Source organism: Saccharothrix sp. S26, assembly GCF_021390395.1.
GTDB lineage: Bacteria > Actinomycetota > Actinomycetes > Mycobacteriales > Pseudonocardiaceae > Actinosynnema.
The window spans coordinates 273190-293606 of record NZ_JAJUWT010000008.1; the positions used below are offsets into that span (position 1 = coordinate 273190).

A 20417-nucleotide genomic window follows, 5' to 3' on the forward strand; every position below is an offset into this window, starting at 1 on the left:
GCCGGGCACCATCACGATTCGAGTGGCTGGTGCTCTCGCGCCCCGTGCAAAACCCCGGATCGCCAAATACCTCTGCGGTCAATGCGAGAGGTGTTTCGCCACCGGGGTCCGGGGTAACGGTGCCCAATCTACGCCATCGGCCGAACGGGCGACTCCTCGTTCACTCGAATGGGCGGCGACGTCGTGGCGCGCCGACGGGAACCGGCCCGCCGGCTCACGTCGCCACCGCTCCCCGGGCGGATGAGGCGGGGCGGAAGGCTCGGATCCGCTCCACCAGCGCGTGTGCGCCGGGATGGCCGCGGCGGCGTGCCGCCTCGTCGCGCAGCGGGCGCAGCCGCTCGACCGCTCGGGTCGAGGTCAGCACCTCGCACCGGTCGACCGCTTCGTTGCCCAGCTCGACCGCCGCGTCCACCTGGTCGTCGAGCAGGTGGCAGATCGCGAAGGAGATGAGGCTGAACGCCCGACTGCGCGCCATCCCGGGCCCGTAGCCGTTGACGGCGGTCGACAGCACGGCCGCCGCGAACCCGGCGTACCGCGGGTCCGCGGTCCGGGCCAGTTCGGTGTAGACGACACCGGTGATCGCGGTGAAGTCGGTGGCGGTGAAGAACGCCGCCCAGGCGGGCACGGGCTCGTCCGACGCCCGCACGAAGTCGTCCCGGGCGCGGGCCAAGGACATCGCGACATCGTCCGAGCGCCCCATCCGAGCCTGCGCCCAGGCGCGGTTGGCGAAGATCACCGCTCCCGCCAACGCGGAGCCGGCGGCCGCGGCGGCACCTTCACCGAGCCGGAACTCGGTCATCGCCCGTCCCAAGTCGTTGTGGTGCAGCGACAACCGCCCGAGCCGGTAGTAGACGTTGGACGCCAGCGACGTGTGGTCACCGCGCGCCGCGACGGTCAGCGCCGTGCGGAAGTGCCGCGCCGCCGCGTCCGGGAACCCCGTGTCGAAGCAGGACCAGCCCGCGAGGTTGTGCAAGTCGGCCACGGCGGCGTGCAGCGGCCCGGAGACGACGTCGGCGCCGGGGTGTCCGAGCAGCGCCAGGGCGGACGGCAGGCGGGACACGGCCGCCTCGCGGCAGCGGCCTCCGCCGTGGCGGTGGTCGAGGGCGCGGAGGACGGCGGTGAACGCCACCACGGAGTCGACGTCGGCCATGACGACCCGTCCCCGCACGTTCCAGGGCCGATCGGGGCCCGAGCCCTCGGCGGGCGTCGTGCTGTCGGGCTGCATCACAGGAACCTCCGGTGGTCGACGACACGACGGTGGCTCACCGGGGTCCGGAGCGAACGACCAGAACATCCACTGTCCCACAGTTGTGGTGTGCGGCGGTTGATCGGTGGGCGGTGCGACCGAACGCGCGACCCGGTGATGTGCGTGATCACCCGCAGGACAGCCGGGAACAACCCGCGAACTGCGGACTCGTTCGCATCCGGGGGAGTGCTTGTCGCAGTCGGGTGGCCGGCGGCGTCGTGCCTTTCGCTGGTCCCGGAGAGACGCGCACGCCGAGCCTTCGAGGGTGTTGGCCGTCCCGGTGCTCTCGTTCATCGGCACCGGGCACGTGACCCCGGACCCCGGTCATCCGATCACCCCCGCGGGTCCGCGGCATCGGCTCGGACCCACCTCACGGGTGAAGATTGATCATAAAATCGAACTTGCGCACCGGCCCGGCCAGCCGCTTGGGGCGCGTCCTCCTCGGAGTGGGCACGGTGGCCGGTTTCGCACTGGTGGCACCGGGCACAGCCGAAGCCCAACCTCCCGGGTGCACGCAGACCGGCAACAACTTCGTCTGCACCGCAGGCATCCCGGCCGGCGAGGTCCTCACGGGCACCACGGCGACAGCGTCACCGGCGTCGCGGGCGTCGGGCGCCCCCGGGGCGAACGGCACCGCAGGCACCCCGGCCGGCAGCGCGGGCGGCAACGGCGGCGTCGGCACGGGCGGCGGTGTCGCCGTGGGCGGCACCGGGATCATCGACGGCGGCCCGGGCGCGGACAGCATCACCGTCACCGGTGGTGCCGGCGCCACCGCGGTCAACGGCAACAGCGGCTCCGCCGGTCCCAACGGCGTAGCCGGTGTCAACAACGGCGAGGTCTGCTCCTGCTGATTCGGCCGCGGTCACGCGGACACGGGCTCGCGGCCACGCCGCCGCGGGCCCGGGTCCCGACCGGCGCGACGCGCGAACGACCCGCGCGCCGAACGTGACGAAGTGTCGCCTCCACCAGTCCTCCGCGGGCACCGCGACGGCGTCACGCGCCGGTAACGCGCCGGAGAACACGCTGTGGTCATCCGAATTCCCGGACAACGAAGCGGAGGACGAAATGCGAACTCGACAGCTCTACCCGATCCTGGCAACAGGCGTCCTGGTCATGGGCGGTTTCATGGGCGCCGGTGTCGCCTCGGCGGCGGTCCCGTGCACCATCGGTCCCAACGTGACGCAGAACGACACCACGGTGTTCGGTTCCGGCGGCAATGACACGATCGACTGCACCAGCGCCAACCCCGGCAAGACCATTTACGGCAACGGGGGGAACGACACCGTCACCGGTACCGCCTACATCGACAAGATCTACGGCGGCGCGGGCGACGACACGCTCACCGGCCAGGTCGGCAACGATAAGCTCTACGGCGAGCTCGGCACGGACACGCTGAACGGCTCCGCGGGCGACGACACGCTCAGCGGTCCGGGCACCGATGCCGCGCAGGACACCCTCAACGGCGGTGACAACACCGATTCCTGCGGACCCGTGGGCGTGCCTCCGGACCTCCGCAGCAGCTGCGAGTCGTAGCACTCGGGCAGTACCGGGATGACCCGCGACCACGACGAACCGTCGACGACCCGGCCCTGGAAGGGACCGGGTCGCTCCTCGTGTCGCCCAAGGGCTCAGGGAACCAACCCCCGAACGAGTGGTTTGAGGGGCGGCGCACCCTGCCTCACGCAGGACGGATCCGAGTGGTGGCAAGGACTTGCGCCCTGAGTGGAGTCGCTCGCCGTGCCCGCGCTGGTAATCTGGTCGGAGGACGTCAGTCGACGGTTCCACCGCAGCCGGCTACGACTCGGCCGCGAGCGCGGGCTCCGCGCACACCGCTCAAGTCAAAGCCGAAAGGTTTTCCGTGATCATTCTTCCGGACCTCCCCGACACCTCCCCGGCACCGGGCTCATGACCTCACTCGCGCCGCCGGGAGCGCGGTCGGCGCCCCACGGGCACCAAGCGGGTTTGCGGGTAGCGCTCCTCGACGGGTTCCGGCTCACGGGGGGAGTCGACGCCATTTCGGTCCCGGGTGGGGCTGAGCGCCTGCTGGCGTTCATGGCGATGCGCCGGCGGGCGGTGGGGCGACTGTTCGTGGCGAGCTCACTGTGGGCGGACGCCACCGAATGCCACGCCTACGCGGCCCTGAGGTCGACGTTGATCCGCATGAACCGCGCCTGCCGGGACACGCTGCTGGTCACCCCGTCGAGCTTGGAGCTCGCGCCCGGTGTCTCGGTCGACCTGCGCGACGCCCAGGCGCTCGCCCACCGCCTGCTCGAAGCCGGTCCGCACGCCGCGGGGGACCTGAGCGTCGAGGCGGTCGCCACCCTGTCGTCGGAACTGCTGCCGCTCTGGTACGACGACTGGCTCGCCTTCGAGGTCGAGGACTGGCGCCAACTCCGGCTCCACGCGTTGGAGGCGGTGGTGGAGGGCTTGGTGGAGGCGAGGCGGTTCGGTGACGCGACGGCGGCCGCGGGCGCGGTCGTCCGCGCCGACCCGTTGCGGGAGAGCGCGCAGACCGCCCTCATCCGCGTCCACCTGGCCGAGGGCAACCAGTCCGAGGCGGTGCACGCGTTCGACCGGTTCAGCCGCCTCCTCCACGTGGACCTGGGGCTGGCCCCCACCCCGGAGCTCCGAGACCTGGTCGGACGCCACGCGATGCCACGGGGCGGCGGGCTGGACCGGTAGCGTCCGGTCAGCGTCGGAGCGTCTTGGTGTGGACGGACGTCCTGAGGAGCTCTGAAGTGTCGATGTCGCCCGCGATGACGTCGTGGGCGACGCTGCTGAGTTTGAAGTTGTGCCCGCGGGCGTAGCCGCGCAGCGTGGCGAACGCGGTGTCCAGGTCGACCTGGAGGCGTTCGGCCACCAGCCCCTTGGCCTGTTCGACGACCACCCGGCTGTTCAGCGCGGCTTGGAGCTGTTCGGTCAGCACCTGGTGGTGGTGGATCGAACGCTGTTGCAGCAGGCCGATGGTGGCGACGTCGACCAACGCCGTGGCGGTGCGCAACGCGCCGGCGTCCAAGTCGCCGGACCGGTTGCGGAAGAGGTTGAGCGCGCCGATCACCTCGCTGCGCAGGCGCATGGGCACCGCGTCCACGGCGGCGAACCCCGCCTCGGCGGCCACCGCGGTGAACCGCGGCCACCGCTCACCCGCCGCCGCCAGGTCGGGGTGGCTGACCCTGGTGCCGGTGGCGAACGCGTCCAGGCACGGCCCGTCGTCGTTCTGGAGCTGGAAGAGCTCCAGCAGTCGGGCCTGTTCGTTGGACGACGCGATCAGCTGCAACCTGCCCCGCTGGTCGGCCAGCAGCAGTCCCGCGGCGTCGACGTCGAGGAGTTCGACGCACCGGTCCACGAGCATGTGCAGGAAGTCGATGACGTCGAAGTCGTCGACCAGGGTGTCGGCCAACTCGACGAACGTGTCGACGAGACGGTCACCGTCCATCGCAGCCACCTCCGCTGGTGTGCTCAGAGCGCGGTCTTGTTCCGCACAGGTTCACGGTCGTCCTCCGTCGCGTTCGAATCGCCGTCGGCGGGCCACGACGTCGGCCGCCAGCGCGCTCAGCGGCACCTGCTCGGCGAACGCCCGGGCGCGCAGGTGGGCGAACGCGTCGGCCATCCCCAGGCCCAGCTGCGCCGCCACCATCCCGGTGGCCTGGTGCACGTGGGGGTTGTGCAGGGGCAGGCCGTCCTCGGCGGCGTCCGCCGTGCCCAGGTCGGCGTGCTCGTCCAGCAGCAGCCGCAGGGCCAGCTCGGCGAAAGCCAGCGAGTCGGTGAGCGCCGCGGCGTCGAGGTGGCCCACGTCGAGCCGGTACAGCGACAGCACCCCGACCCGGATCGCGCCGACGCACAACGGCAGGGCGAACAGCGCGGCCGCCCCGGCTTCGACGGACAGCGGCGCGAACATCGGCCACCGGGCCTGGCTGGACGGGGCGTCGAGGTCGTCGACGAGCGCTGGCCCGCCACCGCGCCACACGTCGACGGCCGGACCTTCGCCCACCGTCACCTGCAGCTCGGCCAGGCGTTCACCCAGCGCGTCCGTGGCGCACCTGACCTCCGGCCACCCGGAGGTGTCCACGGTGAGCACGGCACCGCTGACGCCCAACCGCGCGACGGCGGCCTGGCAGAGGGCACCGACCGAGACGGGCGTGCCCGAGTCGGCGGCCTCCTCTGCGATCCAGCGGCTCACCTGGACCAACCGACTGGTGGTGTACCGGGCCATCCGGAGACCTCCCGGTCACCTGGTCGCAGGGCGCGAACCGATCCTCCCGCACCGTGGAACACGACCGTCCCACTCTACGCGCCGCAACCCGCAGCCCGCCGACCTGAGCGGGGCGCCGGAACCCTCACCCGAATGCGCGGCAAGGGCGTGCGGTCCGCGCGGCCGGCGAGGGTGATCAGAGTTGAGGGGGAGGCGGTCGCCCACGGCGACTCACGTTCACCCGGACACGCCTGCGCCACAGCGGCCCGCGGGACGCGACGACGTCGATCGGTGGGTCGGGCACCGCTGCCGCGGGTGTGGCCGCCTGTTCCGATGGGGTGCGGGCGGTCATGACGCGACCCCGTCGTCGTAGAAGAACGCGACCCGCCGGTCCGGGAGTGTGGGGGCATGCCGGACGGCGACGTTGTTCCACTCCAAGATGTTTTCGACGGTGGTGGTCGAGCCGGTGCGGGCGGCGGCGCGCATCGCGGCCCGTGCGGCGCCGCCCGGTGTGGCCGGCGGGATCACCAGCAGCCGGATCCGGGCGCGGTCAGGTCCGATCATGGTGACCGTGTGCGGCTGCGCGGTGCGGAAACCTTCCATGCGCACCACAGCGCCGCGCACGGTGAGACGCCGTCCGACGGCGTCCCACCCGTCGAGGTCGTAGGAAACCCGCTGCACTGGCAGGCCCAGCGCGGCCATGGCGGTGATGAGCGGTGGGAACTCGGTAGCCGGGTCGGTGGACCACGGCCACCAACCGCCGTCGACGGAGCCCGACCCGTCGGGGTGAGGTGCCACCGCCCACCGGCAGCGAGGCGTGGTGACCTGGTCGGTGGTGAGGGGACTTCGCTGGTTCGAGGTCAACTCGGCGTTCCCGCCTCCGGCCGGACCGGCCGGAATCGTGGTGCGCCCAAGGCGGTGCCGGCTCGAACGCCGGCGCTCGATGCGCCCTCGGTATTTCCCACCTTACGCCGCGGAACGCCCCGAAACGGTTTTTCGAGTTTTTCCGCATGAGATGCGGCAGAGCCCGAAGTGCTCGGAAAGTCATTCGGATGAGGTTTGGCGACGCCTGGTGCGGGGATTTCGCCGGTCGGTACGCTCGATATCTGATAACCGTCGTCCCCGAGAGTCTCGGTGGCGTCGCCGAGGGGGACTCCTGGTGGAAGCCAGGGCCGCGGCGTCCGGGTCGGGGCTGTACGTCGTGGCCCGGACCCGTGCCGTGCTGCGGCCGATGGCCGTCACCGGACTGGACGTCGGGTTCGACGGGTTTCCCCGAGTCGACGACGTGCCGTCGCGGGAGCCGCTGAGGCTCGCTCGACCCGCCGAAGTCGAGCTCCGGTGTTTCAGGCCCGGTCGCTGACGTTCCCCCGGCCTGGCTTGCCGTAGGTCGCGCTGCCCGACTCGGTGGAGCACAGGCAACCCCGGTGCAGGTCACCCGCCCGGGTCGCCGCGCAGAACCGCTGTGCGAGGGCGTCGTGGGCGGTCGCCGGGTGCGCGCACGCGGGGCAGGACCCCTCGGCCTGCCTCGCGGCGTCGGTTGCCAGGGGGGCGATCAGCCCGGGGGTCGTCGACATCGGTCCGTCCTTCGGGTGGTCGAGGCGTGGTGTCCGATGCGCTGCCACCGCGGACGTCGGACCGCGGACGGTGGAACGTCCCGGCTCGTGGCCCGGGAACGCATCGAATGAGGTCGATTTCGCCGGGGGCCGGGGCGACATCTCCAGGGTACTCCGGACATCCCGACCGGTTGTCACCGGACGACGTCTCCGTCATTTCGCGGCGGAATCGTCGTCCGCCCCGGTCGGGCCCGTGCCGGGCCGCTACGCCTGCGCGCAGGCGACGAGCACGGCGACGGTCGCGCCGGCGGAGGTGGCGTAGGCGGCGGCGCTGGCCGCCGCGGCGGTCGCGGCGGCGGCGCTGAACGCGGCGAGGTTGGCGGCGGCCGCGTTGATGGCGGCGGGAGTCCCGGTGAGGACGCCTTCCTCGAACGCCTTGGCCGCTGCTGCCGCGGCGGCGGAGTCGGCGACGTTGGCGGCGGCCGCGGTGGCCGCGTTGGCGCTGTCGACCGCGGCGGCGATGGCGGTGGCACAACCGGCCGGAGGCGCGGTCACCGACACCCGATCGGCCGCCGGAACCCGCTCGGGCACGGGCGTGGCGGCGCTGACCGGTGCCACGACCAGTGCGGCGAGAGCACCGGCGGTCAGGATCGAGGCTGTGGTGCGTCGAACGTTCATGAGGTGACTCCTGTTAGGGGGGAAGTGAGTCCCGGCAGGTCCGGAGAACAAGTGGGACCGCGAGAGCAAAGTCGACGGAAGGGAATCGGCTCATGGGTCGAGCATGCACCCGGTGGCTACCGGAAATCCGGTGATGCGCTCTTTCGTGTATGAATCAGGCGCATCCGTTCGGCGGTATCTCCGAAATGATCTCGAATCGTCCGCGTCGTACGCGTTTTCTGATCGGCGGGCAGCCGCCCCGCTTGCGGAGACGAGCGGCCGGTGCGACCGTAGAGGTTCCTCGCGGTGACGCCCCCGGTCGCAACGGCGTCGCCCGCAGTGGGAAATGCCGCCCCGGACCCCGGCGGCCTGTGGTCGCACCAGGCGCGAACGGGAGGTCTGCGGTGAACGGACCGGCATGTGCCGCGCGGCACACGGGGACGATCGTGGGAACCGGCCGACTGTCGGCCGCGTTGGCTGGATGACGGGCGAACCCGGTTGCCGCGCACCCGTCCGCCGAACACTCCTGGGGCGTCCAACGGCCCGCACTCCCGTGGGCCCGTGATCCTCGTGAACGGGCCACGCCGACTGATCGGCCGGTCCACCTCCTCCCAAGCCCACTCCAACCCAGGTCGCGGACACCGGGGTAGCGGAGCGGACGCGTCCGTCCCCCGGAAAGCAGAGGTCCATGACCCCCTCACCCACCACAGCGACACGACCTCCCGATGCCCGGCAGGGCAGTGACTTCGCCCGCTTGACGCGGCAGCTCAAGGACGCCGGCCTGCTGGACAGGCGCCGCGGGTACTACGCGACGCGGATGGCGATCAACGTCCTGCTGCTCGCGGCGGTCGGAACGGCGATGGCGCTGCTGGGCGACTCGTGGTGGCAGGTGCTGACCGCGGTACTCCTGGCCGTCGTCTCCACCCAGTTCGCGTTCATCGGTCACGACGCCGGGCACCGGCAGATCTTCCGCAGCCACCGCCACAACGACCTCGTGGGCCACCTGCACGGCGGTGTCACCGGGATCAGCTACCAGTGGTGGGTCGGCAAGCACAACCGCCACCACGCCAACCCCAACCACGAGGACCACGACCCCGACATCGAGATCCACGCCATCGCCTTCAGCCGTGAGCAGGCCGGCGACAAGCGCGGCCTGTACCGGTGGATCACCAAGTACCAGGCCTTCCTGTTCTTCCCGCTGCTGCTGGCCGAAGCGGTCGTGCTGCGGATCTCGGGTCTGCAGGCGCTGTGGCACCGGGAGCTCAAGCACCCCTGGCGGGAAGCCGCGCTGCAACTCCTCCCGGCGGCCGCGTACCTGACCGCGGTGTTCCTGCTGCTGTCCCCGCTGAAGGCGGTCGTGTTCATCGCGGTCCACCAGGGCGTCATGGGCGTCTACCTGGGCTGTTCCTTCGCCCCCAACCACAAGGGGATGCCCGTCATCGCCAAGGGGCAGCGCCTGGACCACCTGCGCAAGCAGGTCCTCACCTCGCGCAACGTCACGGGTGGACGGTGGGTCGACGCACTGCTCGGTGGCCTCAACCACCAGGTGGAGCACCACCTCTACCCGCACATGCCCCGACCCAACCTCCGCCGCGCACAGCCCGTCGTCGAGGACTTCTGCGCCCGCAACGGCATCCCCTACAGCAAGGCCGGCCTGCGGTCCTCCTACGCCCAAGTGCTGCGCCACCTGCACGACGCCGGTGCGCCCCTGCGCTCCGGGCGCCGGGCGCCACTGGGCTGAGCGGCGGACGCGAACCCCGCCAGCGACCACGGCGGGGCCGGTGTGCCTGGCGAATCGCCAGGCACACCGGCCCCGTGACAGGTGTTTCGCCGTCGGTCAGCAGGTGCAGACGCCACCGTTGTTGACGCCGGCCACGCCGTTGGCGCCGACCAGACCGGAAGCGCCACCGGGGTTGGTGATGGTGTTGACACCGGTGCCGCCGTTGACGGTTCCGGCGTTGCCCGTGCCGGCCGCACCCGCGGCACCGCCCAGACCGCCCGCGCCGCCGGGACCGGAGCACCCGGTGCCACCGTTGCCGCCGACACCACCGTTGCCACCGTTGCCACCGGTGTTGGTGATGACGTCGTTGTCCGCGTCACCGTTGACGTTCCCGGAGTTGCCTCCGCCGCCGGCACCGCCTGCACCGCCGACGCCACCCGCCCCACCGGGCTGCGTGGCACTCAGACCGTTGCCGCCCTTGGCTCCGGGGCCGCCGAGGCCACCAAGGCCGCCCTTGGTCTTGAGGGTGTCCGCCCCGGAGCCGCCGTTGACGGTCCCCGAGTTGCCGATGCCACCCGCGCCGCCGGCGCCGCCCACGCCACCGGCGCCGCCGCCGCTACCGCAGCCGCCGATCCCACCGGCGGAACCCGCACCGCCGGCACCGCCGGTGGTGGTGATGTTGTCGATGCCGGTGTCCGTGGTGCCACCGTCGATGGTCCCGGAGTTGCCGACACCGCCGACGCCCGCGGCGCCACCGATACCGCCGGCACCCGCCCCGCCTGCCGTGGCCCCACCGTTGCCGCCCAGCGCACCGACGCCGCCGACGCCACCCTTGCCGCCGGTCGCGTTGACGGTGTCGCCGCCGACGCCGCCGACGACGGACCCGACGTTGGCAGCGCCGCCGACGCCGCCCACGCCGCCGTTGCCGCCGGCACCGCCCGCGCCGCTGTTCAGGCCGATACCGCCGACCCCGCCTGCGCCGCCGTTGCCGCCGCCACCGCCGGTGACGGTGATCTGATCGGTGCCGTCACCGCCGTCGACGATGCCGGTGCTGCTGATGCCGACGCCGCCGCTGGTCCCGACGCCGCCGTTGCTGCCGGCGGTCCCCGCGGGGGTGCCCGCCGTGCCGTTGGCACCGGGAGGGCCTGTCGCACCGTTGATGCCTGCGGTGCCGGTGATGGTGATCGTGTCGTTGCCGCCCAACCCCCTGATCGTGCCCGCGACAGGCCCGCCGGTGATCGTGATGGTGTTGGCGTTGGCGGTGCCGTCGAGGACCTGGCCGGCCGGGACGCCCGCCGTGCAGGTCACGTTCTCGCCGGACCGGACACACCCGGCCGGGTCGGCGGCGTGGGCGGAGCCGGGAGCCACGAGGGCGAACCCCGCCACGGTTCCCATCCCGATCAGGGCACGTCGGACCCGTACCGCCGTGGTGCTGCGCGTGGTCGATCGCATGATCCTTCTCCACATCGTGTAGTGGTTCGGTTGCTCCTCGGCGCCGTTGGCGAAGCTCGAGGAAGTCTGTCGTGGCAAGAGCGCCGCTTCTGTGGTCGATCTGCCCTCACCGGCGCGTTTCCGGCGGTGATGGGGAGGTGATCCCGTCGGCGGTCGATGCCGCCCATCGGATCCGGCTGCGCTCTGGGGCAACCCTGTGCCTCATTCATCGTATTTGCAAGTGGAACAGCGGTTCGTCATCCTGATGCGAGAAATTCCCGGCGACGGCGGAATCGTCCACCTTTGGCGCGCCGCGGCCCAGACATTTATTCCCGTGTGACTGGTCACCGTCACACGCGGCAATTTGGGCGGCTGCGGGGCCGATCATCCGGTCGAGGGTGTCGACCGGCTTGAGTTGTATCGCTCACCGTGCGAGGCCTGGGCCGGGGCGGTCGGTAGCGCGCCATCCGTTCGCACGCGGCGAGTGGTCCGGCTGATGTGCAAAGCATGCGTCCATTTGGGCGACGCAGCGCCGATCCCTGCTGCAACGGGAGTAACGTCCTGTGTCACACCCCAGACCTCGGTGACGTGAACCGGGCCGCCGTGAGCGGTCCGCACCACGAGCCGAGGTTTTCGTGTGTGGGGGAGTGGGCGCCGGCGGCCGTGCCGGGCTGTGGGCGGGGTGCGATTCCCGTCGGATCGTTTTTCTTCGCCGGCGCATCGCGCCGTGCGAATCATCACCAACAATGTGCCGAGGAAACGAAGATGAGCATCTTGTAGAGCCAGATCAGTCGAGGGGTCGTCGCCACGCTGGCCGGCGTCCTCGCCGTCCCGTTCTTATGGGCGGTCGGCCCTCTGACGGCTCACGCCGCGGTCAACTGCGTCGTGAGCGCCGGCGTGACCCAGACCGACACCGTCGTCACCGGAACCCCCGGGAACGACACGATCGACTGCGGCGGCACGAACCCCGCCAAGACGATCAACGGCAACGGTGGCAATGACACCATCACCGGCTCGGACTTCAACGACACGATCAACGGTGGCGACGGGAACGACACCCTCACCGGCGGCACGGGCGACGACACCCTCACCGGCGGCCTGGGCATCGACACCATCTCGGGAAGCGCCGGGAACGACACGCTCATCGGCGCGTCCAACGACGGCAGCCAGGACAGCCTCGACGGCGGCCTCGGCACCGACACCTGCCAGGGACCCGCGCCGGACCCCGACATCCACGCGAGCTGCGAGAACACGAGCACCCCGCCGGGATCGGGACCGGGCTCGGGCACGGGCAGCGCGACCGAGCTGTGCATCGCGACGGGGGGCGTGCTCACCCTCACCGTGAACCCGGTGGGTTATGTCTGCGTGTTCAACCCGCTCGGGTCCACCAACCGGCGAGTTTCCGAGGCCCGCGCCATCTGCACCGGAGCCGGCGGGACTTTCGTCAACCTGCTCCCCCTGAGCTACTCCTGCCTCCTGCCGACCACGCCGTAACCAGTCGCACCACCGGTCGATCCGGCGGCTCGTCACCCGGCTCCGGCTGGGTGACGAGCCGCTGATGCGATGACAGCGGGTGCGGCCGGGTGTTGACCTCCGGTCGAGTGCACCAGTGCCAAGCGGTCGACGGATCACCGTCCACAAGCACCGTTCGAGCGACGCCACCGGACGTCCTCACCGTCACCTTCCGCTCGCGCTGAGCCGATCACGCCGTGCCGGTTCGGCGCCACTCGGTGGAGGCCGCGGCACGGGCGGCCCGCCGTTCCGGACCGGCTCCGCCCGCGGAGGAACCCGAACCGCCGGTGGCGCAATCGAGGAGTCGGCCGGCGGTCGGTCCGGTGAGCATCGTTGTCCCGGTAATGCCCTCTCGGGCACCGACCGCCCGGCGGTCTTCGCAACGGGTCGACGCCGTGCCTGCTCCACGGACCCCTGCCTCCGAATGTGAAGCGCACCACCTCTTCGAGCAGCGAGGCCGTCGATTGTTCGAGTTGGTGCTCAAATACTCCCGCAGGCACTGGAGCCCTCGCTTCCCCCGGAGCGGCACGCGTGCCATTGTGCGGCTCGCGTCTCCTACCGGGCCTCCCGGTCGGCTTGCGGCAGTCATGCGGGGCCCGGCCAGCCGGGCGGGTGGCGCCGGCCGGCAGCGGGGAGTCACACGGAAGAGGAAGCGCGGCATGCAACGACGGGCGCTACTGGGGCGCGAGACGGAGCGCCGCGCACTGGCCGCCCTGGTCGAGCAGGCCGCCTCCGGGTCGGGCGGCGCGGTGGTCGTGCTCGGCGCACCCGGGATCGGCAAGTCGGCGCTGGTCGCCGAGGCGGCGGCGCGGGCCGTGGACCGCGGGATCCGGGTGATCACCGCGGTGGGGGTGGAGTCGGAGGAGGACGTGGCCTGCGCCGGCCTGCACCAGTTGGTCCACCAGCTGCGTGACGGGATCGACGACCTGCCCGCAGCGCAACGCGCGGCGTTGCTCGCGGCCGTCGGGCTCGTCGACGAGGCGGTGCCCGACCTCTACCTCGTCGGCTTGGCCGCGCTGACCCTGTTGTCGGACGCGGCGGTGAAGGCGCCGCTGCTCGTGGTCGTCGAGGACGCGCACTGGATGGACCGGGCCAGCCTCGACGTGCTCGGGTTCGTCGCGCGGCGGATCGAGTCCGACCCCCTCGCGCTGGTCGCCGTCACCCGCGGCCTCGACGACCGGCTCGGCAGCGCCGGGCTGCCGGTGCTGCGCCTGGACCCGCTGACGGACGAGGTGTCGGGCGAGCTGCTGGACGCGGTGGCGCCCGGCTTGGCGCAGCAGGTCCGGCGGCGGCTGCTCGAGGAAGCGGCGGGGAACCCGCTGGCGTTGACCGAGCTGCCGGTCGCGCTGCGGTCGGTCGGTGGGGCGTACGCGCTCACACCGGGACCGCTGCCGTTGACCGAGCGGCTGGAGCGGACGTTCACGGCACGGGTTTCCGGTCTTCCGGTGGACACCAGGGCGGTCCTGCTCCTCGTGGCCCTCAACGGCGACGGCACGATGGACGAGTGCCTCGCCGCCGCTGCCAGGATGCTCGGGACGGCGGTCGACGTCGCCGCCCTCGGGCCGGCGGTCGCCGCGGGCCTGCTGGAGCCGTGGGGGATGGTCTTCCGGCACCCGCTCGTCCGCTCGGCGATGCACCACGCGGCGACCGCCGCGGAACGACAGGCCGCGCACGCCGCTCTCGTCGCCGAGCTCGACGGGCAGCCCGACCGGCAGGCATGGCACCGCGCCGCCGCCACCGCCGGCCCGGACGAGCACGCGGCGCGGGACCTGGACCTCACCGCCGGCAGGGCGTTGCGGCGCGGCGGTGTCGCCGCGGCCCTGGCCGCGCTGCGGCGCGCGGCGGAGCTGACCGCGGACCCCTCCGCTCGTGCGGACCGGTTGCTGCGCGCGGCCGAGCTCGCCCTGGAGTCGGGCCAGTGCGACGTCGCGGCGCACCTGCTGGCCCGGGCGCGCTCGCTGGAGCTCTCCGCCCGCGACCAGGGCCGTGCGGCCTGGGTCGGCATCGCCCTGGTGGAGGGGTCGGCGCGGGGTGAGGGCAACGCGACCGCCGAGCTGGCCGAGCTGGCCATCGGGATCGCCGCCGGTGGCGAGCCGGTGCTGGGGCTGCGCATGCTGTGGGGCGCGGTCCTGCACTGCTTCTGGGGGGAGCCGGGGCCGGCCGCCCGCCGGCGGGTCGCCGCCGCCGTCGACCGGATGCCCGTGGACGCGGACAACGCCGGCCTGGTGGCCCTGCGGGCGTACTGCGCGCCGGTCGAGCGCGGGCGGACCGTCCTCGACGCCCTGGCCGGTCAACTGGAGCGTTCCTCCGAGGACGCCGAGGGGGACCAGCTCCTGGGGGGCGCCGCGGTCACGGTGGGCGCCCCGGCTTTGGCGGGCCGGCTGACCGCGAGGTCGCTGGACGCCCTGCGGGCGCAGGGCCGGCTGTCCATGCTGGCCCGTGCCCTGTGCGTCCAGGCCGGGAGCGCCGCGCGGCTGGGTGACGTGCGCGCCGGTCACCTCGCCGCCGAGGAGGCCGCCGACCTGGCCCGCGAGACCGGTCAGCCCCTTGTGCACGCGATGGTGCACGCCATCCGCGCCCAGCTCGCCGCCGTCTGCGGTGACCCTCGGGCGGAGGCGTGGGCGGCGGAGGCGGAGCGCACGGCCCTCCCCGGCGGCGCGCGCCCGGCGCTGGCCATCGTGCAGACGGCCCGCGGACAGGCGGCCCTCTGCCAGGGGCGTTACGGCGACGCCTTCGGGCACCTGCGCCGCGTCTTCGACCCGGCCGACCCCGCTTTCCACCCCTGGCTGCGCTTCTACGGGGTCGCCGAGCTGGTGGAGGCGGCCGTGCGCAGCGAGTCCGCCGAGGCGGCGCGGGAGATCTTGAAGGAGCTGGCCCCGCTCGAGGAGACGACCCCCTCACCCGCCCTGCTCTGCGGGCTGCGGCTCGCCCGCGCCCTGCTCAGCCCGCCGGACGCCGCCGAGGAGCTCTACCGGACGGCTCTCGGCGCCGTCCCCGTCGACTGGCCGTTCGAGCGGGCGCGGGTCCACCTCGCCCTGGGCGCCTGGCTGCGGCGGCACCGGCGGCCCGCCGAGTCCCGCGTCGTCCTGCAGGCCGCGTGCGAGGTCTTCGACGCGCTGGGCGCATCGGCCTGGGCGGAACGGGCACGCCAGGAGCTGCGCGCCGCGGGGACGTCCTCCCCGCGCCGGGACCCGGCCGCCGTCGACCGGCTCACGTCGACCGAGCTGCACGTCGCCCAGCTCGCCGCGCAAGGGCTGACCAACCGCGAGATAGGCGAGCGGCTGTACGTCTCGCCCCGGACGGTGAGCACCCACCTCCAGCGGATGTTCCCCAAGCTGGGCGTGACGTCGCGCGGCGAGCTCGCCGCGGTGCTGCGCGGCACGATGACGTACGTCGAAGACGTCGGCTGACGGACGCGACGGGCCCTGCTCGCTACCTAGGTTCCTGTCATGCCCGGTTCCGCACACGGCGGACGGGCGGGAAGGCACCATGGGAACCATCACCGTCGGCACCGAGGGCTCGACCGACGTCGAGCTGTACTACGAGGACCACGGCTCAGGCCGGCCGGTCGTCCTGATCCACGGCTACCCGCTGGACGGGCAGTCGTGGGAGAAGCAGACCGACGCGCTGGTCAAGGCCGGTCACCGGGTCATCACCTACGACCGCAGGGGCTTCGGCCGGTCGAGCAAGACCATGACCGGCTACGACTACGACACCTTCGCCGCAGACCTGGACAAGGTGCTGACCCGGCTCGACCTGCGTGACGTCGTCCTCGTCGGCTTCTCGATGGGCTCGGGCGAGGTCGCTCGCTACCTCGGCACCTACGGCTCGCAGCGGGTGGCGAAGGCGGCCTTCCTCGGCGCGCTCCAGCCGTTCCTGCTCCAGACGGAGGACAACCCCACCGGCGTGCCGCAGTCGGTGTTCGACGGCATCGCAGAGCAGGCCGAGGCCGACCGCTACGCCTGGTACGAGAGCTTCTTCGCCGACTTCTTCAACACCGACGAGACGCTCGGGTCCCGTCTCAGCGATGCCGCGCTCCGGGCGAACTGGGCCACCGCCATCGCCTCGGCACCCGTGGCGGCGTACGCGTGCGTCCCGGCGTGGCTGACGGACTTCCGCGCCGACGTCGAGCGCATCGACGTGCCGTCACTGATCCTGCACGGCACCGCCGACCGCATCCTGCCGATCGACGCCACCGCCCGCGAGTTCCGCCGCCGCCTGCCCGGCGCGCGTTACGTCGAGATCGACGGCGCCCCGCACGGCTTGCTGCTCACCCACGCGGCCGAGGTCAACGCCGCCCTGATCGCCTTCCTCACAGACTGAGAACCGGAACGTGCACACACTCAGGAACCGCATCACCGCTTCCCTGTCCGTCCTCGCAGCCGTCGGCGGGCTCGCCCTCCTCGGCATGTCGAACGCGGTGGCCGCCCACCCGGCAACCGGGCAGAAGCCCACGATCGTCCTCGTCCACGGCGCCTTCGCGGACGGCGCGAGCTGGAACCCCGTCATCGAACGCCTGCAGCGCCGCGGCTTCACCGCCGTCGCCGTGGCCAACCCCCTGCGCGGAGTCGCCTCCGACGCCGAGGCCCTCGACGCGCGTCTCGCCGCCGTCGACGGGCCCGTGGTGCTCGTCGGCCACTCCTACGGCGGTGCCGTCATCACCAACGTGAAGGCACCCGCCCCGAAGGTGAAGGCGCTGGTGTACGTCGCCGCCTTCGCCCCCGCCGAGGGTGAGGCCGCAGCACAGCTCGCCGCGAAGTACCCGGGCAGCACGCTGGGCGAGACGCTGGCGCCGGTCTCGCTGCCCGACGGCTCCAAGGACCTCTACATCAAGCCCTCGGTCTTCCGGCAGCAATTCGCGGCCGACGTCCCGGCGCGGGAGACCGCCCTCATGGCCGGCACCCAGCGCCCCATCCGGGACGCTGCCCTGAACGAGGCGTCCGGCACACCTGCCTGGCAGCACATCCCCTCGTGGTTCTGCTGGCCGGCGCCGACAAGAACATCCCCTTGCGGGCGCAGAAGTTCATGGCCGACCGGGCCGGTTCACGCACCACTGTGACCGTCGAGGGAGCTTCGCACGCCGTGGCGGTCTCGCGCCCGAACGCGGTCACCGAACTCATCCTCCGCGCCGCGGGCTGACGCCTCCCCCGGCCCCGCGAGGAGGCTCGCGGGGCCGGGGGAGGTCACCAAGCCGCAGCGCCGCTTCGGCTGCGTGCGGCCCGGAACCTCTTGCCACGTCGCCCCCGCGGAATGACCGTCGTCAACCGGACGAGGGGGCGACGCCCCTGCCGTTCCGATGAAGGAAAGACATGCGCCTCAGCCCTGCAACCGTGCTGTCCCGGATCATCGAGAGCACGCTCGCCCTGCTCGGCGTCCCCATCTTCCTGGCGGACGTGGACGACACCAGATGGATCGCGTCGTGGGACCTCATCGCCGTCGTCTACCTCACGATCCGCGTCATCCGCCTCAGTCGCGGCAAGCGGGCGGGCGACGACCAGGGGGCGTGGGTCAAGAGCGCGCTGGGCCGTCGCAGCGGAACCCTGTTCACCCTGTTCACCAGCCTCGTCGGGATCACGTCCGGCCTGACCATCGTGCTCATCGAGGAGGGAACCCAAGCGGCGGCGCTCGGCAAGGCCGTGGGCGTGCTCGCCGTGTTGCTGGCGTGGGCGATCCTGCACTTCGGCTACGCCGACCGCTACGCGCAGGCCTACTACAGCGCCCTGCCGGAGAAGCATCTGGTGTTTCCCGGCACCGAACACCCGACGTTCATCGACTTCGCGTACTTCTCGTTCACCGTCGGCACCACGTTCGCGGTGTCCGACGTCGAGTCACGCACCTCCGGGATGCGGCTGCGGATCCTCGCGCACGGCCTGCTCTCGTTCATCTACAACACCGCGATGCTCGGCATCGCCATCGGCGTGATCAGCGGCTGATCACCCGCGCGGACGCACGGTCATGGCCGGTGAACCACCCGCGGGATCCGACACAGTGGCCGTTGAAGACGTCGCGCAGACCGCAACATGCTCGCGGCCTGCGCGGAGGATTCGTCGCCAGGGGGGTGTCGGTGTCGCGTTGGGGTCGCCGTCCGCGGTGGACACCGCGTCATCGGGCAGATCCGGCAGGGCGCGCGTGGTGAGCAGTGTCTTCAATCGGGGAACCTCCTGCAGCCCGACGGCTTTCATCAACCGGGCGACGGACGGCCTCCGACGCCGCCCTGGTGTGACATCTCGGCGTGGACCTTGCGGATCCCGTAGACGCCGTAGTCCTCTTCGTGCACCTCCATGATCTTCCTGGCGACGGCCACCTCGCGGGCCGAGGGCGGCACGGCACAGATCGGCTCGGCTCCGAACTCGTGCTTGTGCGCGTCGATGTAGGCGACGATCACGCTGACGACGCTCGCACGGGCGTGGACCGAGCGTGTTCCCGCCGACCCCGACGCGTTCGGCAAGCACTACCGGTTCTCCCGCGCTGACATCAGCGCGATCCTGCGGCTCACCCAGCAAGGTCAACGGGAAGCTGCTCAAGGCTGGGGTCGAGGTGTCACACGATCGGCCGACGTCACGGGCGAATGCAGGCCACATCACTCCGCGTCGTACGAAGGGTAAGAGGGGGAGGGCGAAGACCCCTGCGGGCACCAGGCCTGTCGTCTTGCCGCCGAGCATCGCACGGGTCTACGACCATGTGACGAGCGTCAGGAAAGCTCAGCTGATCAACGGACTCGAAGCACGGTGGCTCGGATCGCTGCCGGCCCTCCGGGACGACGAACTGGCCACAATCATCGATGGTTCCCGCACCTGAAGGCCGTCGCCGCGGACCTACGGGCACTACCGTCCGAGTGGCCCATCGCCATTGATCTTGCCTGGAACGCAGGAAGCCCGGCCTAAAGATCGAGGACGGGGCGCTGCGGAAACGAGCTTTCGGCAGGCTGCATGGGTGCAGTTGACCGTGATTGGGAGCCGTTGGCTGCGGTTGGACGCAGCCAACGGCCCCAATCCGCTCGCACAGCACTGGCTCCCAGGCGGTTGGTCATACGTGGAGCGTCGGCGGCCGCTCACGCCGCGAGTCGCGCGTTGGACACGTCCGCTTCTGCCGATGTCAGGGCGTTCGGCGCGGCCGTGAGCCGGGCCCGTCGAGGTAGCCACCCAGATCGTTGAGGAGTCGTTCGATGTGGGCGGTGCCGTCGGTGTCACGGTCGGTGGTGATGTCGATGGGCTGTCGGTGAGGGTCGTTCGGGTCGGAGATGCAAGTGACGGCCCTGACCAGGTTGTGCACAGTCACCGTGTCCGCTGTGAGGTCGATCATGTTGTAAGCGGCCAGGCGGCCCAACGCCTCCGACAGTTCCAGTTCCTCGACCGACCCGCTCACCTCACCCCGACCAGCTCGACTTGTCCACTGGGCGGCCGTCGGCGTGCACGATCGCGATCAGGAGGTGTGTTGACCGCTCGGATTGTCGGGGTGGTTTGGTAGACAGTGGGGCGTGTTCCGCGACTTCAACTTCAAGCTGCTGGTCATCGACAAGCTCATGTACCAGGACGAGGTGATCCAGCCTCGTTTCCGGATCGCCGACGTCCTCCACGCCAAGGGCGCCACCGGCGACCTGTGGAAGTACCTGTACGAGCAGAACCTGCTGTACACCGTCCTCGAGGAAGCCCGCCGGTACTTCACCGACTTGGAGATCACCCCCGACCAACTGGCCGCCGTGGAGGAACTGACCACCGACGGCGGCTTGGAGATCTACCACCAGTGCTCGCCGTTCTGGGACGGAGAGGACGACCTCTTCGACGTCACCTCACTGGACGACCTCGCCCTGCTGCCCAACCTCCGCGTGATCCACGGCGGTGACGAGGCCATGATGGCCGCCCCCGGCGCCGAAGACACCCTCAAGGCCCGCGGCATCGCCGTGGGATGACCAGCCGCGTCCATTCGCCACCACCCAACGGCTCCCGCGCCCCGTACGTGGCGCTTGATCGACGCCGAGGTCGAGTGACCGGAAGTCTTCGGGTAGCGACACCCCGGTGCCGGGATTGCATGGCGTTGTCCGGGTCGTACGTGCCGATTGATCCGCGGAGCTCGACCTCGGCTTCGGTCGGCTGCCGCCGCACGGCG

General features: G+C 71.7%; 19 protein-coding genes. 10 read left to right on the forward strand and 9 right to left on the reverse strand.

All coding sequences use genetic code 11. From position 1 onward, the window contains the following. Positions 1 to 214: 214 nt before the first annotated feature. Complete coding sequence (locus LZG04_RS15405) at positions 215 to 1225, reverse strand: tetratricopeptide repeat protein (protein ID WP_233817443.1); 1011 nt, start codon at positions 1223 to 1225, stop codon at positions 215 to 217. A gap of 476 nt (positions 1226 to 1701) precedes the next feature. Here LZG04_RS15405 and LZG04_RS15410 point away from each other — a divergent pair, with 476 nt between their 5' ends. The 3 genes from LZG04_RS15410 (at position 1702) to LZG04_RS15420 (ending at position 3928) form a co-directional block, all read left to right on the forward strand. Continuing rightward, positions 1702 to 2097, forward strand: a complete 396-nt coding sequence (locus LZG04_RS15410) for a hypothetical protein (RefSeq protein WP_233817445.1) — start codon at positions 1702 to 1704, stop codon at positions 2095 to 2097. After that, positions 2066 to 2779: a calcium-binding protein gene (locus LZG04_RS42535; RefSeq protein WP_233817447.1), complete on the forward strand. Its 714-nt coding sequence runs from the start codon at positions 2066 to 2068 to the stop codon at positions 2777 to 2779. Before LZG04_RS15410 ends, LZG04_RS42535 begins: the two co-directional genes overlap by 32 nt. A gap of 555 nt (positions 2780 to 3334) precedes the next feature. Further along, the gene (locus LZG04_RS15420; protein ID WP_233817448.1) at positions 3335 to 3928 is read left to right on the forward strand and encodes a bacterial transcriptional activator domain-containing protein; all 594 of its coding nucleotides are present in this window, start codon (positions 3335 to 3337) and stop codon (positions 3926 to 3928) included. A gap of 7 nt (positions 3929 to 3935) precedes the next feature. On the opposite strand, the gene LZG04_RS15425 is transcribed toward LZG04_RS15420, so the two are convergent. The 5 genes from LZG04_RS15425 to LZG04_RS15445 form a co-directional block, all read right to left on the reverse strand. Next, on the reverse strand, positions 3936 to 4682 hold the full coding sequence (locus tag LZG04_RS15425) for a GAF and ANTAR domain-containing protein (RefSeq protein ID WP_233817450.1): 747 nt from the start codon (positions 4680 to 4682) through the stop codon (positions 3936 to 3938). Between the two features lie 51 nt (positions 4683 to 4733). After that, complete coding sequence (locus LZG04_RS15430) at positions 4734 to 5459, reverse strand: GAF and ANTAR domain-containing protein (protein ID WP_233817453.1); 726 nt, start codon at positions 5457 to 5459, stop codon at positions 4734 to 4736. 327 nt (positions 5460 to 5786) lie between these two features. Then, entirely contained in the window at positions 5787 to 6236 is a 450-nt protein-coding gene (locus tag LZG04_RS15435; RefSeq protein ID WP_233817455.1) for a DUF5994 family protein, read from the reverse strand. Positions 6237 to 6781: 545 nt separating this feature from the next. Next, positions 6782 to 7012, reverse strand: coding sequence for an RGCVC family protein (locus LZG04_RS15440; protein WP_233817457.1), 231 nt, complete (start codon positions 7010 to 7012; stop codon positions 6782 to 6784). A 243-nt stretch (positions 7013 to 7255) separates the two neighbouring features. Further along, positions 7256 to 7669 (reverse strand): hypothetical protein, encoded by a 414-nt coding sequence (locus LZG04_RS15445; RefSeq protein WP_233817459.1) that lies wholly within the window; start codon positions 7667 to 7669, stop codon positions 7256 to 7258. Between the two features lie 733 nt (positions 7670 to 8402). Between LZG04_RS15445 and LZG04_RS15450 the strand changes: the two genes are divergently transcribed. Next, positions 8403 to 9389, forward strand: a complete 987-nt coding sequence (locus tag LZG04_RS15450) for an acyl-CoA desaturase (protein ID WP_308199105.1) — start codon at positions 8403 to 8405, stop codon at positions 9387 to 9389. 96 nt (positions 9390 to 9485) lie between these two features. Here LZG04_RS15450 and LZG04_RS41760 read toward each other — a convergent pair whose 3' ends face one another. Beyond that, positions 9486 to 10763, reverse strand: coding sequence for a hypothetical protein (locus LZG04_RS41760; RefSeq protein WP_267936419.1), 1278 nt, complete (start codon positions 10761 to 10763; stop codon positions 9486 to 9488). A 933-nt stretch (positions 10764 to 11696) separates the two neighbouring features. Here LZG04_RS41760 and LZG04_RS15460 point away from each other — a divergent pair. The 5 genes from LZG04_RS15460 to LZG04_RS15480 all read left to right on the forward strand — a co-directional run bounded on the left by LZG04_RS15460 (position 11697) and on the right by LZG04_RS15480 (position 18244). Further along, positions 11697 to 12293 (forward strand): calcium-binding protein, encoded by a 597-nt coding sequence (locus LZG04_RS15460; RefSeq protein ID WP_233817463.1) that lies wholly within the window; start codon positions 11697 to 11699, stop codon positions 12291 to 12293. Between the two features lie 677 nt (positions 12294 to 12970). Beyond that, the gene (locus LZG04_RS15465) at positions 12971 to 15721 is read left to right on the forward strand and encodes an AAA family ATPase (protein WP_233817465.1); all 2751 of its coding nucleotides are present in this window, start codon (positions 12971 to 12973) and stop codon (positions 15719 to 15721) included. A gap of 79 nt (positions 15722 to 15800) precedes the next feature. Continuing rightward, positions 15801 to 16634 (forward strand): alpha/beta fold hydrolase, encoded by an 834-nt coding sequence (locus tag LZG04_RS15470; RefSeq protein ID WP_233817467.1) that lies wholly within the window; start codon positions 15801 to 15803, stop codon positions 16632 to 16634. An 85-nt stretch (positions 16635 to 16719) separates the two neighbouring features. Then, the gene (locus LZG04_RS15475) at positions 16720 to 17370 is read left to right on the forward strand and encodes an alpha/beta fold hydrolase (RefSeq protein ID WP_308199106.1); all 651 of its coding nucleotides are present in this window, start codon (positions 16720 to 16722) and stop codon (positions 17368 to 17370) included. Between the two features lie 250 nt (positions 17371 to 17620). Then, entirely contained in the window at positions 17621 to 18244 is a 624-nt protein-coding gene (locus LZG04_RS15480; RefSeq protein ID WP_233817469.1) for a DUF1345 domain-containing protein, read from the forward strand. 248 nt (positions 18245 to 18492) lie between these two features. Here the strand turns inward: LZG04_RS15480 and LZG04_RS15485 are convergent, their stop codons facing one another. Together LZG04_RS15485 and LZG04_RS15490 are read right to left on the reverse strand one after the other, a co-directional pair. Beyond that, a complete protein-coding gene (locus LZG04_RS15485; protein ID WP_233817471.1) occupies positions 18493 to 18696 on the reverse strand; it encodes an IS3 family transposase in 204 nt (67 codons plus the stop codon). Between the two features lie 710 nt (positions 18697 to 19406). Further along, positions 19407 to 19676: a hypothetical protein gene (locus tag LZG04_RS15490; protein ID WP_233817473.1), complete on the reverse strand. Its 270-nt coding sequence runs from the start codon at positions 19674 to 19676 to the stop codon at positions 19407 to 19409. A gap of 112 nt (positions 19677 to 19788) precedes the next feature. On the opposite strand from LZG04_RS15490, the gene LZG04_RS15495 reads away from it, so the two are divergent. After that, on the forward strand, positions 19789 to 20220 hold the full coding sequence (locus LZG04_RS15495; RefSeq protein WP_233817475.1) for a hypothetical protein: 432 nt from the start codon (positions 19789 to 19791) through the stop codon (positions 20218 to 20220). Positions 20221 to 20417 lie beyond the last annotated feature (197 nt).